The 17,724-nt window shown below is 34.2% G+C and carries 17 protein-coding genes and 4 tRNA genes; 20 read left to right on the plus strand and 1 reads right to left on the minus strand.

From position 1 onward, the window contains the following. The first annotated feature begins 45 nt into the window (after nucleotides 1-45). The 3 genes from BUC29_RS19735 to BUC29_RS19745 all read left to right on the plus strand — a co-directional run bounded on the left by BUC29_RS19735 (nucleotide 46) and on the right by BUC29_RS19745 (nucleotide 3,155). Complete coding sequence (locus BUC29_RS19735; protein ID WP_073418102.1) at nucleotides 46-1,407, plus strand: pyridoxal-phosphate dependent enzyme; 1,362 nt, start codon at nucleotides 46-48, stop codon at nucleotides 1,405-1,407. 148 nt (nucleotides 1,408-1,555) lie between these two features. Further along, on the plus strand, nucleotides 1,556-2,824 hold the full coding sequence (locus tag BUC29_RS19740; RefSeq protein ID WP_073418104.1) for a DUF2851 family protein: 1,269 nt from the start codon (nucleotides 1,556-1,558) through the stop codon (nucleotides 2,822-2,824). 103 nt (nucleotides 2,825-2,927) lie between these two features. After that, nucleotides 2,928-3,155: a PspC family transcriptional regulator gene (locus tag BUC29_RS19745; RefSeq protein ID WP_073418106.1), complete on the plus strand. Its 228-nt coding sequence runs from the start codon at nucleotides 2,928-2,930 to the stop codon at nucleotides 3,153-3,155. A gap of 83 nt (nucleotides 3,156-3,238) precedes the next feature. Here BUC29_RS19745 and BUC29_RS19750 read toward each other — a convergent pair whose 3' ends face one another. Further along, nucleotides 3,239-4,750 carry an amino acid permease gene (locus tag BUC29_RS19750; RefSeq protein WP_073418108.1) on the minus strand — a complete coding sequence of 504 codons (1,512 nt, stop codon included), beginning with the start codon at nucleotides 4,748-4,750 and terminating at the stop codon, nucleotides 3,239-3,241. Between the two features lie 286 nt (nucleotides 4,751-5,036). Here BUC29_RS19750 and BUC29_RS19755 point away from each other — a divergent pair, with 286 nt between their 5' ends. From BUC29_RS19755 to rpoB, 17 genes are all read left to right on the plus strand, one after another. Continuing rightward, nucleotides 5,037-5,912 (plus strand): ComEA family DNA-binding protein, encoded by an 876-nt coding sequence (locus BUC29_RS19755; RefSeq protein WP_073418110.1) that lies wholly within the window; start codon nucleotides 5,037-5,039, stop codon nucleotides 5,910-5,912. Between the two features lie 14 nt (nucleotides 5,913-5,926). Beyond that, complete coding sequence (locus BUC29_RS19760) at nucleotides 5,927-7,069, plus strand: acyl-CoA dehydrogenase family protein (protein ID WP_073418112.1); 1,143 nt, start codon at nucleotides 5,927-5,929, stop codon at nucleotides 7,067-7,069. Nucleotides 7,070-7,268: 199 nt separating this feature from the next. Further along, a complete protein-coding gene (gene rpsU / locus BUC29_RS19765; RefSeq protein WP_012024008.1) occupies nucleotides 7,269-7,463 on the plus strand; it encodes a 30S ribosomal protein S21 in 195 nt (64 codons plus the stop codon). Between the two features lie 126 nt (nucleotides 7,464-7,589). Next, nucleotides 7,590-8,483 carry a tyrosine-type recombinase/integrase gene (locus BUC29_RS19770; protein WP_073418113.1) on the plus strand — a complete coding sequence of 298 codons (894 nt, stop codon included), beginning with the start codon at nucleotides 7,590-7,592 and terminating at the stop codon, nucleotides 8,481-8,483. A 33-nt stretch (nucleotides 8,484-8,516) separates the two neighbouring features. After that, a complete protein-coding gene (hpf, locus tag BUC29_RS19775; protein WP_053472330.1) occupies nucleotides 8,517-8,819 on the plus strand; it encodes a ribosome hibernation-promoting factor, HPF/YfiA family in 303 nt (100 codons plus the stop codon). A gap of 90 nt (nucleotides 8,820-8,909) precedes the next feature. Further along, nucleotides 8,910-8,983: transfer RNA gene (locus tag BUC29_RS19780), tRNA-Thr, on the plus strand. Between the two features lie 62 nt (nucleotides 8,984-9,045). Next, nucleotides 9,046-9,126 (plus strand) — tRNA-Tyr (locus tag BUC29_RS19785). An 84-nt stretch (nucleotides 9,127-9,210) separates the two neighbouring features. After that, nucleotides 9,211-9,282, plus strand: a tRNA-Thr gene (locus BUC29_RS19790). A 55-nt stretch (nucleotides 9,283-9,337) separates the two neighbouring features. After that, nucleotides 9,338-10,525: an elongation factor Tu gene (gene tuf, locus BUC29_RS19795; protein WP_073418115.1), complete on the plus strand. Its 1,188-nt coding sequence runs from the start codon at nucleotides 9,338-9,340 to the stop codon at nucleotides 10,523-10,525. A gap of 60 nt (nucleotides 10,526-10,585) precedes the next feature. Beyond that, nucleotides 10,586-10,656: transfer RNA gene (locus BUC29_RS19800), tRNA-Trp, on the plus strand. An 18-nt stretch (nucleotides 10,657-10,674) separates the two neighbouring features. Next, entirely contained in the window at nucleotides 10,675-10,872 is a 198-nt protein-coding gene (gene secE / locus BUC29_RS19805; protein ID WP_008466927.1) for a preprotein translocase subunit SecE, read from the plus strand. 10 nt (nucleotides 10,873-10,882) lie between these two features. Continuing rightward, nucleotides 10,883-11,434 (plus strand): transcription termination/antitermination protein NusG, encoded by a 552-nt coding sequence (gene nusG, locus BUC29_RS19810; protein WP_031456759.1) that lies wholly within the window; start codon nucleotides 10,883-10,885, stop codon nucleotides 11,432-11,434. 67 nt (nucleotides 11,435-11,501) lie between these two features. Next, the gene (rplK, locus tag BUC29_RS19815; protein ID WP_008466923.1) at nucleotides 11,502-11,939 is read left to right on the plus strand and encodes a 50S ribosomal protein L11; all 438 of its coding nucleotides are present in this window, start codon (nucleotides 11,502-11,504) and stop codon (nucleotides 11,937-11,939) included. Nucleotides 11,940-11,952: 13 nt separating this feature from the next. Next, complete coding sequence (rplA, locus tag BUC29_RS19820) at nucleotides 11,953-12,642, plus strand: 50S ribosomal protein L1 (RefSeq protein ID WP_025572415.1); 690 nt, start codon at nucleotides 11,953-11,955, stop codon at nucleotides 12,640-12,642. A gap of 22 nt (nucleotides 12,643-12,664) precedes the next feature. Beyond that, nucleotides 12,665-13,165, plus strand: coding sequence for a 50S ribosomal protein L10 (rplJ, locus tag BUC29_RS19825; RefSeq protein ID WP_008466919.1), 501 nt, complete (start codon nucleotides 12,665-12,667; stop codon nucleotides 13,163-13,165). 92 nt (nucleotides 13,166-13,257) lie between these two features. Next, nucleotides 13,258-13,629: a 50S ribosomal protein L7/L12 gene (rplL, locus tag BUC29_RS19830; protein WP_057123938.1), complete on the plus strand. Its 372-nt coding sequence runs from the start codon at nucleotides 13,258-13,260 to the stop codon at nucleotides 13,627-13,629. 268 nt (nucleotides 13,630-13,897) lie between these two features. Further along, complete coding sequence (gene rpoB / locus BUC29_RS19835; protein ID WP_073418117.1) at nucleotides 13,898-17,710, plus strand: DNA-directed RNA polymerase subunit beta; 3,813 nt, start codon at nucleotides 13,898-13,900, stop codon at nucleotides 17,708-17,710. The last annotated feature ends 14 nt before the right edge of the window (nucleotides 17,711-17,724 follow it).

Genomic DNA, 17,724 nt, shown 5'->3' on the forward strand with positions numbered 1-17,724 from the left:
AACTAAGCGTAACTTTACTTAAACCAAATAATAAACTTAATAAAAATGGACTTTTCAAATAATATTTTAGAAACAATTGGTAATACGCCATTGGTAAAACTCAACAAAATTGTTGCTGAAATTGATGCGCTTGTATTGGCAAAAGTCGAAACTTTTAATCCCGGAAATTCTGTAAAAGACAGAATGGCGGTGAAAATGATTGAAGATGCCGAAGCTGATGGAAGACTTAAACCAGGTGGAACTATTATCGAAGGAACTTCCGGAAATACCGGAATGGGACTTGCACTTGTTGCAATTGTAAAAGGTTACAAATTGATTTGTGTAATCTCAGACAAACAATCTAAAGAAAAAATGGATATTCTTCGTGCTGTTGGTGCAAAAGTAGTAGTGTGCCCTACTGATGTTGAGCCTACAGATCCTCGTTCTTATTATTCAGTTTCAAAACGTCTGGCAGAAGAAACACCAAATTCCTGGTATGTAAACCAATACGATAATATGTCAAATTCATTGGCACATTATGAACAGACCGGACCAGAAATCTGGAAACAAACCGATGGAAAAATAACGCATTTTGTTGTTGGAGTAGGAACGGGAGGAACTATTTCTGGAGTTGGAAAATACTTAAAAGAGAAAAACCCTAATATTAAAGTTTGGGGAATTGATACGTATGGTTCTGTTTTTAAAAAATACCACGAAACAGGAATTTTTGACGAAAACGAAATTTATTCTTATATAACAGAAGGAATAGGAGAAGATATTTTACCAAAAAATGTTGACTTTTCTTTAATCGACGGATTCACAAAAGTTACAGATAAAGATGCAGCGGTTTATACAAGAAAAATTGCTCTTGAAGAAGGGATTTTTGTTGGAAATTCTGCCGGAGCTTGTATAAAAGGTTTATTACAGTTAAAAGAACATTTTAAGCCGGATGACGTTGTTGTGGTTTTATTTCACGATTCCGGCAGCCGTTACGTAGGTAAAATGTTCAATGATGACTGGATGCGTGAGCGCGGTTTCCTTGAAGAAAATGTTACAAAAGCCGAAGACGTTATCAAAGATCATATCGACAAAGAATTAATCGTTGTTCGTACAGAAGAATTAGTTTCGCATGCGATCGAGCGTATGCGTAAATATAAAATTTCGCAAATTCCGGTTGTAGATATTAACGGTTTTGTTGGTTCTGTTGATGAAACAGATTTATTCAGAAGTTATGTTGCAGATAAAAACGTAGCCGAAAAACCAATTAAAGAAGTAATGGGGAAACCTTTTCCAATTGTAAAATTAGGAACGCCAATCGAAGAAGTTTCTAAACTTTTCAGCAAAGAAAATGATGCTGTTTTGGTCGATTTAGGAAATGGTCATCATCACATTATTACTAAATATGATATTATTGGTTCTATAAAATAAATTGAATCAAAATAAATTTTAATCCGCAAATCTGATACTTTAATCAGGTTTGTGGATTTTTCTTTTAAAAAAAATTGAAAAAATAATTTATTTTGTAAGAATAGTTTTAAATTTTATTATTTTTAGATTTTAATTTTATAGTCTAAAAATGAAAGAAGACTTTCTTCATTATCTCTGGAGATTTAAAAAGTTCAATACTCTGGATCTCAAATCTGCTCAAAATGAATCAATCACAATTATAAAAACCGGTGATTATTTAGAACTTGCGGGTCCTGATTTCTTTAATGCCCATATTAAAATTGGAGATCAAAAATGGGCTGGAAATGTAGAAATTCATTTAAAATCTTCAGATTGGTATTTGCATAATCACGAAAAAGATCCTGCTTATGAAAATGTAATTCTGCATGTAGTTTGGGAAAACGACACTCCCATTTTTAGAGAAAATAATATTGAAATTCCGGTTTTGGTTCTCAAAGATTATGTTGAAAAAGAAGTTTTGAATAATTATAATGCTTTACTTTCTCCTAAAACATGGATTTCATGCGAAAGGCAAATAAAGGAAATCGATGATTTTGTTTTTAAAAACTGGCAGGAGAGATTGTTTTTTGAGCGACTGGAACGCAAATCAAAGTTTATTTATGAATTGCTGGAAGAAACAAATCAGGATTGGGAAGCTGTTTTATTCTGTCTTTTAGCAAAGAATTTTGGTTTGAATACAAATGGACTGTCTTTTATGCAAATGTCAAAATCGATTCCTTTTACTATAATTAGAAAAGAAAGTTTTGAAGTTGAAAATTTGGAATCACTCATTTTCGGTACTTTAGGACTGCTAGATGGCGAAAAAGAAGATGTTTATTTTAAAGACTTAAAGTTCAGATATTTTTATCTTCTGCATAAATATCAACTTGAAAAACCATTTATAAATCCTGTTCAGTTTTTTAAACACCGACCAGATAATTTCCCCACAATCCGGCTTTCGCAACTAGCAAATTTGTATAGTACACACCAAAACTTATTTTCTAAAATAATTGATCTCAAAATGGCTAAAAGTGTTTACGAATTAATGAATGTTTCGGCAAGTTCGTATTGGCAGAATCATTATCAGTTTGATAAAGAAAGTCCGAAAAAAGCAAAAATGTTATCAAAATCATTTCTTGATTTGGTAATTATAAATACTATAATTCCAATTCAGTTTGCCTATTCTAATATAATGGGAGATTCTGTTTCAGAAGATTTAATTGATTTTATTAAAGAAGTTGCTCCAGAAAAAAATGCAATTATTGATAAGTTTGATTTCATAGGAATAAAATCTAAAAATGCATTTGAAAGCCAAACATTCTTAGAACTTAAAAACGAATATTGCAATCATAAAGCCTGTTTGAAATGTGCAATAGGAATGGAGCTTCTGAAAAATTAGTTAATCAGAAAATGTGATAATGATAATTTGTACTTTTGTAATCCGAAGCAAAGAGAAAAAATCTAAAATCTAAAATCTACAGTCTAAAATCTAAAATCAAAAAATGTCAGCTATTTTGAAACTTAAATTCTTTTTTGAAAAATATGGTTTTCACGTCTCTTCAAGACTTGCAGACAAACTCGGAATGCGCGTAACCAGCGTTAGGCTGTTTTTTATTTACATTTCGTTTGTAACAGCGGGTTTAGGGTTTGGAGTATATTTAACGCTTGCTTTTTGGATTAAATTAAAAGACTTAATTCGTGCCAAAAGAACTTCAGTATTTGATTTATAAAAAGTTTTCATACTGTCTTAATTATATAAAAATAATAAAGCCTGTTCAACTGAACAGGCTTTATTTGTATAGATCTTTTTTACTTAGATTTCTTCAATTTCGTTTTGAGGATTATTAAGTTTTGCTCTTTTTTTGCTGTAAGCAAAATAAACAATAATACCTAAAGTTCCCCAGCATAAGAAAGCAATCCATGTATCGTGTCTTACCTGAGTCATTAAGAACAAGTTGAATGATACACCTAAAGTTCCAACTAAGTAAACAGCCGGAGTTTTATAGTGTCTTTCTAATTCAGGTTTTTTATATCTTAAAATCATTACGGCAACACACACCATTCCAAATGCTAATAATGTTCCCATACTGCACATTTCGCTTACTTTTTCAATTGGAGTAAGAGCAGCAACAATCGAAATAATTGTTCCAACTAAGAATGTACTTTTATAAGGTGTTTTATAACTAGTGTGAAGTTTGCTGAAAAATGGAGGTAGTAAACCATCTCTTGACATACCTAAGAAGATACGTGTTTGTCCAAGCATCATAACAAGCATTACAGATGTTAAACCTGCAGTTGCCGCGATTGTGATAATAAATACCGCCCATGTTAATCCGTTTTCGCTGAAAGCAGAAGCAACCGGAGCAGCTTTGTCTAATTGATCGTAGTGAACCATTCCTGTCAATACTAATGATACTAGAATGTAAAGAATTGTACAAATTACTAATGAAGCAATAATCGCAAAAGGGACGTCTTTTTTAGGATTAATAGCTTCTCCAGCCTGAGTCGAAACGGCATCAAAACCAATATAAGCAAAGAATACAATAGTGGCAGCCGTTAATACACCGCCAAAACCAAAATTCATTTTTCCTGTAGCATTTCCTAAAGCATCTAAAGCCGGAACTTCAGCAGGAATAAAAGGATGCCAGTTTTCTACATTAATGTAAAAAGCACCACAAATAATTACAAAAAGTACTACAGCAATTTTAACAATTACAATTAGGTTGTTTGTACTCGCAGCTTCTTTAATTCCTTTTACAAGGATGGCAGTTACTACCCATGTAATGATAAATGCAGGTAAATTGAATGCAAACGTTGGAATGTCAATTAAATCGTTTGGAAAAGCTTTATTGTGTTCTGTAACTTTTTCTATTGCAGTGTGTAAATCATTACAGAGCCATATCGGAATATTTATTCCAAACAGATGGAGAAGTTTTACAAAATAACCGCTCCAGGCGACTGCAACGGTGGTGGCTCCCATCATATACTCAAGAATTAAGTTCCATCCAATGAACCATGCAAAAATTTCGCCGATTGTTCCGTATGCATACGCATATGCAGAACCTTCTACTGGTAATACTGAAGCAAATTCAGCATAACAAAGAGAAGCAAATAAACAGCCTATACCTGCAATAACAAAGGATAGAGCCAGAGCCGGACCCGCATAATCATGAGCTGCGATTCCTGTTAAAGTGAAAATTCCTCCACCTATGATTGCCCCAATTCCTAATGAGGTCAATCCCCATCTTGTAAGAACTCTTTTTAAATCACTTTTTTTCATATCGGCCTCAAAGGCAGATATTGGTTTAACTCTCCAAATTGACATACTATTTTATTGGTTTATTGTTATTAAGCTCCAAATGTATCGTTTTTTGTAAAAAATAAAAACAATTATGATATTTTAAGTTATAAAATATTTAATTTTTTGATTTGTTCTCTTTGCAATGTTCTGTTAGAGCTTAGTTTATTTTAATCTCTATTATATCGATTGAGTTTGAAATAATAATTTCGTAAACAATATTTTTAGTATTTTTCTTAATAAATAAAAATATTATACCGTATTTTATACTTTTTTATAATATCAAATCCTTCTAATAATTACATATTGCAAGATGTTTAGCCAATATTTTAAATTTACAAGCTATCAAAAAACAGGTATTTTTTTACTTTTTATAATTATCATTACACTGCAGTTAATTTATTTTTTTGCCGATTTTAACCAGTATCAAAAAACTTTTCCGGAAGAGAATAAATGGTTAGCCTTACAAAAAGATATTGACGCGGAAAAAGAGGCAAAATATAATGAGAAACAAAAAGTATATACTTTTAATCCAAACTTTATTTCTGATTATAAAGGATACAAACTCGGAATGTCAGTCGAAGAAATTGATCGATTGCTTGCTTTTAGAAAAGAAAACAAATATGTAAACTCTGCCGAAGAGTTTCAAAAAGTAACCCAAATCTCAGATTCATTATTAAAGATAATTTCGCCTTTATTTAAATTTCCGGATTGGGCACAGAAAAGAAACGATTTTAAAGCAGAGAAAAAAGAATATGTGCAAAAAACATTTTCTAAAAAAGAAAACATTATAATTAAGGATATAAATCAGGCCACTCAGGAAGATTTAATTGCAATATACGGTATTGGCGAAGTATTGTCTTCTAGAATATTAAAACAGAAAGAAATTTTAGGAGGTTTTGTTTCTATGGAACAGCTCCAAGATGTTTGGGGACTTTCACCAGAAGTTATAACTCAATTAAATTCTCATTTTAAAGTCATTATTCCGTCAGGATTTAAGAAGATAGCTATAAACGACGCGACATTAAAAGAGTTATCACAGTTCCCATACTTTAAATATAATCTCGCAAAACAAATTGTAACATATAGAAGTATGAACGGAAATTTTAATAATATTGAGGATTTGTCAAAAATTAAAGGTTTTCCTGTTGAAAAAGCAAAAATAATTAGTTTATATTTGGAGTTCTAAAAAATTAGTAAATAATGAATTTTGATTATAACGAAATGCAGTCGATGATTGCTCAATCTATAAAAGACTTTGCAGAAAAAAATATAAAACCCTATATAATGGAGTGGGATGAAGCCCAGATTTTTCCAATTGATTTATTTAAAAAATTAGGAGAAATGGGATTCATGGGCGTTTTAGTGCCCGAAGAATACGGAGGATCAGGATTAGGTTATCACGAATATATTACAGTTGTAGAAGAAATTTCAAAAGTAGATCCTTCGATAGGTTTGTCGGTTGCGGCACATAATTCCCTTTGTACAAATCATATTTTGACATTTGGTAACGAAGATCAAAAGAAAAAATATCTTCCAAAACTAGCCACGGCAGAATATATTGGAGCCTGGGGGTTAACCGAACACAATACAGGATCTGATGCAGGAGGAATGAATACAACAGCTGTTAAGGATGGGGATTCTTGGATTATTAATGGAGCTAAAAATTTTATTACGCACGCTATCTCAGGAGATATTGCAGTAGTAATAGTACGAACAGGAGAAAAAGGTGATTCTAAAGGAATGACCGCTTTTGTTTTGGAGAAAGGAATGGCTGGTTTTTCTTCAGGTAAAAAAGAAAATAAATTAGGAATGCGTGCCAGCGAAACTGCTGAATTAGTTTTTGATAACTGCCGTGTTCCTGATGCAAATAGATTAGGCGAAGTTGGTCAGGGATTTGTTCAGGCAATGAAAATTTTAGATGGAGGACGAATTTCAATTGGAGCATTGTCGTTAGGAATTGCAAAAGGAGCTTATGAAGCAGCATTAAAATATTCAAAAGAAAGACATCAATTTGGGCAGCCAATTAGCAGTTTTCAGGGGATTTCATTTAAACTGGCGGATATGGCAACAGAAATTGAGGCTTCAGAATTACTATTGCATAAAGCAGCCTATTTAAAGCAACAGCATAAACCGGTAACATCAGCCGGGGCAATGGCAAAAATGTATGCTTCTGAAGCTTGTGTGAAAATTGCAAACGAAGCGGTTCAAATTCACGGTGGATATGGTTATACCAAAGATTTTCCGGTAGAGAAATTTTACAGGGATTCTAAATTGTGTACTATAGGAGAGGGAACTACCGAAATTCAGAAGCTGGTTATCTCGAGAAATTTGTTAAAAGAGTAAAGAGTAAAGAGTAAAGAGTAAAGAGTAAAGAGTAAAGAGTAAAGAGTAAAGAGTAAAGAGTAAAGAGTAAAGAGTAAAGAGTTTTTCTATTCTCTTTTTTCTATAATCTATTCTCTAAAAAAATAATTCATAATTTATAACTCATAATTCATAATTAATTTTTACATTTGCGGCCTTAACGAGAGGAGGTGTCTATATTATGTTAATTATACCAATTAAAGACGGAGAAAATATCGATAGAGCATTAAAGCGCTATAAGAGAAAATTTGATAAAACAGGAACTGTTCGTCAATTAAGAGCGCGTACAGCTTTTATTAAGCCTTCTGTTGTAAAAAGAGCTCAAATTCAAAAAGCTGCTTACATCCAAACTTTGAAAGATAGTTTAGAGAGTTAGTATTAAGCTTTTCAAAAATAATTACCGTTAGTGGTCAAAATGTTTTAATTTTGATGCTAACGGTTTTTTATTTTTATACTTTCTTGTGTATTACATATAATAGGTATAAGGCAAAAAAAATAACTTATGAAGTCGAATAAAGAAGCATTTCGTGATTATCTGCAGTATGAAAAAAAATATTCTCCTCATACGGTTAATGCTTATTTAAACGATATTACTTTTTTTGAAGAATTCAATAGGTCACATTTTGAGCAAGAAGGGGTTGAGAAGGTAAACTATAGCCAAATAAGAAGCTGGATAGTTTATTTAGTCGATCAGCAGATTTCAAATGTTTCTGTAAATAGAAAAATGGCTTCTTTAAAAGCATTTTATAAATTTCTTTTAAAGATTAAGCAAATAGATGTTAATCCGATGCTTAAGCATAAAGCGCTTAAAACTCCTAAAATTGTTCAGATTCCTTTTTCAGAAAAAGAAATAAATGATTTAATGGCTGGTGTAGATTCACCTTTCGGATTTGAGGAAGTTAGGGATAAGCTTATTGTGGAGCTTTTTTATACAACCGGAATGCGTCGGGCGGAATTAATAGGTTTGTTGGTTAAAAATGTTGATCTTTCTTCGAATCTTATTAAGGTATTGGGAAAAAGAAATAAAGAACGAATTATTCCGCTTTTGCCAGTTGTTGCGGGTCAAATTGATTTGTATTTAAAAGAAAGAACGGGACTTGAAGAAATAGTAGATTCGGATTATTTTTTTATTTCGAAAAAAGGGTTAAAATTGAGTGAATCGTTTGTGTATCGATTAATAAATTGTTACTTTAGTAGGGTCTCTGAAAAAGTAAAAAAAAGTCCGCATGTGCTTCGGCATACTTTTGCGACTCATTTATTAAACAACGGAGCAGATTTAAATTCAGTCAAGGAATTATTAGGACATTCGAGTTTGGCATCTACACAGGTTTATACTCATAATAGTTTAGCAGAGTTGAAAAAAGTCTATTCAGATGCACATCCAAGAAATAAATAATAATTCCAAAAGTTTAACCCTAAAATTATTATTATGAAGGTAGATGTTCATGCAGTTAACTTTACTGTCGACAGAAAATTGGTGGATTTTATTCAAGAGAGAATGGATAAGCTCGAAAAGTATTACGACCGAGTGGTTTCGGCTGATGTTTTTTTAAAAGTTGAAAGAACAAGTGATAAGGAGAATAAGGCGGTAGAGATTAAGATTAATGTTCCGGGAGATGAATTTTTGGTTAAAAAGCAATGTAAATCCTTTGAAGAAGCAGTAGAGCTTTCGGCTGAATCTTTAGAGCGTTTGCTGGTTAAAAGGAAAGAAAAAATCAGAGCACATATTTAATTGAAATTTTTTTTAAAAAATGTTTTGATTCAAAGATAAAATAGCTACATTTGCAGTCCGTTAGAAATAGCGGACTTTTTTAATGTATTCGCCGATGTAGCTCAGCTGGCTAGAGCAGCTGATTTGTAATCAGCAGGTCGTGGGTTCGAGTCCCTCTATCGGCTCAAAAAATATTTCAAATGCGATTTGAAATTGTTCTTTTAGGATATTGAAAATTAAGAAATTAGGGGAGATACTCAAGCGGCCAACGAGGGCAGACTGTAAATCTGCTGTGAGAACTTCGCAGGTTCGAATCCTGCTCTCCCCACAAAAAAAAAGAGGTTAAGGTTTTGGGTTTTAGGTTTTTAAAAATCTAAAATCTAAATTCAGAAATCTAAAATCAGAGCTCTCTGCCGGTGTAGCTCAGGGGTAGAGTGCTTCCTTGGTAAGGAAGAGGTCTCGGGTTCAAATCCCGACATTGGCTCAAGTAAGTAGGAAATTGAAAATTAATATATAACTAAGATTAAAAATTAAGTAAAATGGCAAAGGAGAATTTTAATCGTTCCAAACCGCACTTAAACATAGGTACAATTGGACACGTAGATCACGGAAAAACTACATTAACTGCTGCAATTACAAAAGTATTGTCAGATGCTGGTTACTGTCAAGCAAAATCGTTTGATCAAATCGATAACGCTCCAGAGGAGAAAGAAAGAGGTATTACTATTAATACATCACACGTAGAGTACGAAACAGCTAACCGTCACTACGCTCACGTTGACTGTCCAGGTCACGCGGATTACGTAAAGAACATGGTTACTGGAGCTGCTCAAATGGACGGAGCTATCTTAGTAGTTGCTGCTACAGATGGTCCAATGCCACAAACTCGTGAGCACATCCTTTTAGGACGTCAGGTTGGTATTCCAAGAATCGTTGTTTTCATGAACAAAGTGGATATGGTTGATGATGCTGAGTTATTAGAGCTTGTTGAAATGGAAATTAGAGATTTATTATCTTTCTACGAATATGATGGAGATAATGGTCCTGTAGTTCAAGGTTCTGCTTTAGGAGGATTAAACAATGATCCTGCTTGGGTACCTAAAATTATTGAATTAATGGAAGCTGTTGATAACTGGATCGAAGAGCCAGTACGTGACGTAGCTAAACCATTCTTGATGCCAGTTGAGGACGTATTTACAATTACAGGTCGTGGAACTGTTGCTACAGGTCGTATCGAAACTGGAGTTGCTAACACTGGAGATCCTGTTGAAATCATTGGTATGGGAGCTGAAAAATTAACTTCTACTATTACAGGAGTTGAGATGTTCCGTAAAATCCTTGACAGAGGTGAAGCTGGAGATAACGTAGGTTTATTGTTAAGAGGTATTGATAAAGCTGATATCAAAAGAGGTATGGTTATTATTAAGCCAGGTTCAGTAAAACCACACGCTAAATTCAAAGCTGAGGTTTATATCTTGAAAAAAGAAGAAGGTGGACGTCACACTCCATTCCACAATAACTACCGTCCACAGTTCTACGTACGTACAACTGACGTAACAGGAGTTATTTCTTTACCAGCAGGTGTAGAGATGGTAATGCCAGGTGATAACTTAACTATTGAAGTTGCTTTATTAAGCCCAATCGCTATGAACGTAGGTTTACGTTTCGCTATCCGTGAAGGTGGTAGAACAGTTGGTGCTGGACAGGTTACTGAAATTGTAGAGTAATTCATAAATAATACATTAAAAGCCAGTTGATTTTCTTAATTGAAGTCACTGGCTTTAATTACGGGCGTAGTTCAAGGGTAGAATAGCGGTCTCCAAAACCGTTGATGGGGGTTCGAATCCCTCCGCCCGTGCAATAAAAAATATATCAAATGACAAAAGTTACTAATTATTTATCAGAGGCTTTCGAAGAATTAAAGTCAAATGTTACTTGGCCAGCTTGGGCTGAAGTTCAAAAATTGACAATTGTTGTGGCTGTATTTTCGATTCTGTTCGCTTTGGCAACTTGGGGAGTAGACGAATTTTTTGCAAAAGCTTTGGCTGGATTTTTTAACTGGTTAAAAGGATAATTTTTTTGTGATGGCAGATAATAATGTGAAAAAATGGTATGTAGTGAGAGCTGTAAGTGGCCAGGAGAATAAGGTAAAAGCTTACATCGAAACTGAAATTGCCAGATTAGGTATGGAGGATTATGTTTCCCAGGTTTTGGTTCCTACTGAAAAAGTAGTAACTGTAAAAGAAGGGAAAAAGATGTCTAAGGATAAAGTTTATTTTCCTGGATATGTTATGATTGAAGCTAACTTAGTTGGTGAGATACCTCATATTATTAAATCTATTACAAGTGTAATTGGTTTCTTAGGAGAAATTAAAGGAGGAGAACCTGTTCCTTTAAGATTATCAGAGGTTAATCGTATGTTAGGTAAAGTAGATGAGCTTGCTGTAAATACAGATACTCGCGCTATTCCTTTTAGTTTAGGCGAAACAGTAAAAGTGATCGATGGTCCTTTTAATGGCTTTAATGGTACGGTTGAAAAAATCAATGAAGAAAAGCGTAAACTTGAAGTTATGGTTAAGATTTTCGGAAGAAAAACACCATTAGAGTTAAGTTTTATGCAAGTAGAAAAAGTATAATTTTTTGTTACACTATAATAAACCATTGTAATCGCTTCCATTGATTACAGTGTTAAATTTTTTAAAAATGGCTAAAGAAATTAGTAAGGTAGTTAAACTACAAGTTAAGGGAGGTGCTGCGAATCCGTCGCCACCGGTTGGACCTGCTTTAGGAGCTGCTGGGGTTAATATCATGGAGTTTTGTAAGCAGTTTAATGCTAGAACTCAGGATAAACCTGGCAAAATTTGTCCAGTGCAAATCACTGTGTACAAAGACAAATCATTTGATTTTGTTGTTAAGACTCCTCCAGCAGCAGTTCAGTTAATGGAAGCTGCAAAGCTAAAATCTGGTTCTGGTGAGCCTAATCGTAAAAAAGTAGCTAGCGTTACTTGGGAACAAATTAGAACTATTGCTGAAGACAAAATGCCAGACTTAAACGCTTTCACAATTGAGAAAGCTATGAGTATGGTTGCTGGAACAGCTAGATCTATGGGTATAACTGTATCAGGAGATGCTCCTTTTTAATTAAGAAAAAGACATGGCAAAATTAACAAAAAAGCAAAAAGAGGCTGCTTCAAAAATTGAAAAGAACAAATTATACTCTTTAAAAGATGCTGCTGCATTAATTAAAGTTGTTGCTTCTGCAAAATTTGATGAGTCTGTTGATATCGCAGTTCGTTTGGGTGTAGATCCAAGAAAAGCGAATCAAATGGTTAGAGGTGTAGTTACTTTACCTCATGGAACAGGAAAAGACGTTAAAGTATTAGCATTGGTTACTCCGGATAAAGAAGCTGAAGCAAGAGAGGCTGGAGCAGATCACGTTGGTCTTGACGATTACTTACAAAAAATTAAAGACGGTTGGACAGATGTTGATGTGATCATTACTATGCCTGCTGTTATGGGTAAATTAGGTCCATTAGGTCGTATTTTAGGACCTAGAGGTTTAATGCCAAACCCTAAGACAGGTACAGTAACTATGGATGTTGCTAAAGCTGTTCAAGAAGTTAAAGCTGGTAAAATTGACTTTAAAGTTGATAAAACTGGTATCGTTCACGCAGGAATCGGTAAAGTTTCTTTTGGAGCTGAGCAGATTGTTGACAACGCACACGAAATTATTCAAACATTAATAAAACTTAAACCAACTGCTGCTAAAGGTACATACATTAAAGGTATTCACCTTACAAGCACAATGAGTCCTGCTATCGCATTAGACCCAAAAGCAGTATAATTGGTAGTTAAAAATTTTTAGTATGACTAGAGAAGAAAAATCAATCGCGATTGAAAATTTAACTGCGCAGTTAGCTGGTACAAATATCATTTACATTTCTGATATTTCTGGTTTAAACGCAGAGACAACTTCAAGCTTACGTAGAGCTTGTTTCAAAGCAGGTATCAAATTAGAGGTTGTAAAAAATACTTTGCTTGCAAAAGCAATGGAAGCTTCTTCTAATGATTATGGTGATTTACCTACAGTTTTATCAGGTAACAGTGCTATCTTCATTTCTGATGTTGCTAACGCACCTGGAAAAATTATCAAAGATTTCCGTAAGAAATCTGATAAACCAGTTTTAAAAGGAGCTTACATCAATTCTGAAGTATATATTGGAGATAATCAATTAGATACATTAGCTACGATTAAATCTAAAGAAGAGCTTATTGGAGAAATCATTGGATTATTACAATCTCCTGCTCAAAGAATTATTTCTGCTTTACAAAACAAATTCGCTGGAAGCGAAGAAGGAGCAGAGTAATTATGGATGTAGGGAAGAATACTTCCTTACTGCTTAATTAGCGCACAATAAATAAATTATATTTTTACAAATCATTTTAAACGATAGAAAAAATGGCAGATTTGAAACAATTCGCAGAACAATTAGTTAACTTAACAGTTAAAGAAGTTAACGAATTAGCAACAATATTAAAAGACGAGTACGGAATCGAGCCTGCTGCTGCTGCTGTAGTAGTTGCTGCTGGTGGAGGAGAAGGTGCTGCTGAAGAAGCACAAACTGAATTTACAGTTGTATTGAAAGATGCAGGAGCTTCTAAATTAGCTGTTGTAAAATTAGTTAAAGAATTAACTGGTTTAGGTCTTAAAGAAGCTAAAGATGTAGTTGACGGTGCTCCAAGCAACGTTAAAGAAGGTGTTTCTAAAGAAGAGGCTGAAGGTCTTAAAAAATCATTAGAAGAAGCTGGAGCTGTTGTTGAGTTAAAATAACAAAACACAGTTTAGAACTAGGTTTAGACCTTGGATGGAATCATCCAAGGGTCTAAACCATTTTTCGTATAATAAAATATATCAAATTTTATTATCCCATAGTTTAAAATACGAAAAAGTTTTTGATCAATACGAAGAAAGAAAATTAGACTTAATTTATAGAACTAATTTTTAAAGATGTATTGATTATAATAAGAAAGTATAGATTAAACAGTGTGTATTTACACAAAAATAAATTACTTTTTTTTAATCAAAATTTTGTCCATTGATGATAACAAATCAGACTGAAAGATTGAATTTTGCCTCTACAAAAAATATCCCTGACTATCCAGACTTTTTGGATGTTCAGGTTAAATCTTTTAAAGATTTCTTTCAATTAGAAACGAAATCTGACGAAAGAGGCAACGAAGGGTTATACAATACCTTCATGGAAAACTTCCCAATTACAGATACAAGAAATAACTTTGTATTGGAATTCCTAGATTATTTTGTTGATCCGCCACGTTATACAATTCAAGAATGTATAGAGAGAGGTCTTACTTATAGTGTGCCTTTAAAAGCCAGGTTAAAACTATACTGTACAGATCCAGAACACGAAGATTTTGAAACAATTGTACAAGATGTTTATCTTGGGACAATTCCTTACATGACTCCTAGTGGTACTTTTGTTATTAATGGTGCCGAGCGTGTTGTAGTTTCTCAATTACACCGTTCTCCAGGGGTTTTCTTTGGACAGTCATTCCACGCAAATGGAACTAAACTTTATTCTGCCAGAGTAATTCCTTTTAAAGGATCTTGGATAGAATTCTCTACTGATATTAACAGCGTAATGTACGCATATATCGATAGAAAGAAAAAATTACCTGTAACAACTTTATTCCGTGCTATCGGATTCGAAAGAGATAAGGATATCCTTGAAATTTTCGACTTAGCTGAAGAAATTAAAGTTTCTAAAACTGGTATTAAGAAATATATTGGAAGAAGACTTGCTGCACGTGTATTGAATACATGGCACGAGGATTTCGTAGATGAGGATACTGGAGAGGTAGTTTCTATCGAACGTAACGAAATCATCCTTGATCGTGATACTATTATCGACAAAGATAATGTTGAAGAGATCATCGATTCTAATGTAAAATCTATTTTGTTACACAAAGAGGATAATAACCAAGCAGATTATGCTATTATCCACAACACGTTACAAAAAGATCCAACAAACTCTGAAAAAGAAGCTGTAGAGCACATTTACCGTCAGCTGCGTAACGCTGAACCGCCTGATGAGGAAACTGCTCGTGGTATTATAGATAAATTGTTCTTCTCTGATCAACGTTATAACTTAGGTGAAGTTGGTCGTTACAGAATGAACAAAAAACTAGATTTAGATATCCCTATGGATAAGCAAGTGCTTACTAAAGAAGATATCATTACAATCGTTAAATATTTGATCGAGTTAATCAACTCTAAGGCAGAGATTGATGATATCGACCACTTATCAAACCGTCGTGTTAGAACAGTTGGTGAACAATTGTCTCAACAATTCGGTGTTGGTTTAGCACGTATGGCTAGAACTATTCGTGAGAGAATGAACGTTAGAGATAACGAGGTGTTTACACCAATTGATTTGATCAATGCTAAAACATTATCATCAGTTATCAACTCTTTCTTTGGTACTAACCAGTTATCTCAATTTATGGATCAAACGAATCCATTAGCTGAGATTACACACAAAAGAAGACTTTCTGCACTTGGACCAGGTGGACTTTCGAGAGAAAGGGCTGGTTTCGAGGTTCGTGACGTTCACTATACGCACTATGGACGTTTATGTCCGATTGAAACTCCTGAGGGACCAAATATTGGTTTGATTTCATCTCTTGGTGTTTATGCAAAAGTAAACGGAATGGGATTCATCGAAACTCCATACCGTAAAGTAACGAATGGTGTAGTTGATTTAGAAAGTACTCCAATTTACTTAAGTGCTGAAGAAGAAGAAGGTAAAATGATTGCTCAGGCAAACATTGAAATGGACGAAACTGGTAAAATTACAGCTAGCAATGTTATTGCTCGTGAGGAAGGTGACTTCCCGGTTGTTGAACCATCTGTAGTTCATTATACAGACGTTGCTCCTAATCAGATCGCTTCGATTTCTGCGTCATTAATTCCTTTCTTGGAGCATGATGATGCGAACCGTGCGTTGATGGGATCAAACATGATGCGTCAGGCAGTTCCTTTGATCCGTCCTGAAGCACCGATTGTTGGTACAGGTTTAGAGCGTCAGGTAGCTTCAGATTCAAGAGTATTAATCAATGCTGAAGGGCATGGTACTGTTGAATACGTAGATGCTAATATCATCACTATTAAATACGATCGTACTGAAGACGAGAGAATGGTTAGTTTTGATGCTGATGAGAAAACGTACAACTTAATTAAATTCAGAAAAACCAACCAAGGTACAAGTATCAACTTGAAGCCAATCGTAAGAAGAGGTGACAGAGTTGTTCCTGGACAAGTATTATCAGAAGGATATGCTACTCAAAATGGAGAATTAGCTTTAGGTAGAAACTTAAAAGTTGCGTTCATGCCATGGAAAGGGTACAACTTCGAGGATGCGATTGTAATTTCTGAAAAAGTAGTTCGTGATGATATCTTTACATCTATCCACGTTGATGATTATTCATTAGAGGTTAGAGACACTAAGTTAGGAAATGAAGAGTTAACAAACGATATTCCTAACGTTTCTGAAGAAGCTACTAAAGATTTAGATGAAAACGGTATGATTAGAATTGGAGCAGAGGTTAAACCTGGCGACATTTTGATCGGAAAAATTACACCAAAAGGAGAATCAGATCCAACTCCAGAGGAGAAATTGCTTCGTGCAATCTTCGGAGATAAAGCTGGTGATGTGAAAGATGCTTCATTAAAAGCTTCTCCATCTTTACATGGTGTTGTTCTTGACAAAAAATTATTTGCAAGAGCCGTAAAAGATAAACGTAAACGTACTCAGGATAAAGATGCTTTAGGCGCTTTGGAAATGGAATTCGAAACTAAATTTGTTGAATTAAAAGACAGATTGGTTGAGAAATTATTCCTTATCGTTAACGGAAAAACATCTCAAGGTGTAATGAATGATTTGGGTGAAGAAGTTTTACCAAAAGGTAAAAAATATACTCAAAAAATGCTTTACGCAGTAGAGGATTTTGCTCACTTAAGCAAAGGTCAGTGGGTTGCTGATGACGCTACTAATAAAATGGTTAATGACTTAATTCATAACTATAAAATTAAGCTGAACGACTTACAAGGAGCTTTAAGAAGAGAAAAATTCACTATTACAGTTGGAGATGAATTACCATCTGGAATCTTGAAATTGGCTAAAATCTATATCGCTAAAAAACGTAAGTTAAAAGTTGGTGATAAAATGGCAGGACGTCACGGTAACAAAGGTATTGTTGCAAGAATCGTTCGTCATGAAGATATGCCTTTCCTTGAAGACGGAACACCAGTTGATATCGTGTTGAACCCACTTGGGGTACCTTCACGTATGAACATTGGTCAGATTTATGAGACTGTATTAGGTTGGGCTGGTATGAACTTGGGTAGAAAATTTGCTACTCCAATTTTCGACGGTGCTTCTCTAGACGAAATCAATGCTTTGACTGATGAAGCTGGAGTACCACGTTTCGGACATACTTACCTATATGATGGTGGTACAGGAGAGCGTTTTGCACAAAAAGCAACTGTGGGTGTAATTTATATGCTTAAATTAGGACACATGGTTGACGATAAGATGCACGCACGTTCTATCGGACCATACTCATTGATTACGCAACAGCCACTTGGAGGTAAAGCTCAATTTGGAGGTCAGCGTTTTGGAGAGATGGAGGTTTGGGCACTTGAGGCTTATGGAGCTTCTAGTACGCTACGTGAGATCTTAACTGTTAAGTCTGATGACGTTATTGGTAGAGCTAAAACTTACGAGGCTATCGTTAAGGGTGAAACTATGCCAGAACCAGGTTTACCAGAATCATTCAATGTATTAATGCACGAATTGAAAGGTCTAGGATTAGATCTTCGTTTGGAAGAATAATAAAAGTTTTCAGT

This window comes from Flavobacterium defluvii (assembly GCF_900129555.1).
In the GTDB taxonomy this organism is placed as follows: domain Bacteria; phylum Bacteroidota; class Bacteroidia; order Flavobacteriales; family Flavobacteriaceae; genus Flavobacterium; species Flavobacterium defluvii.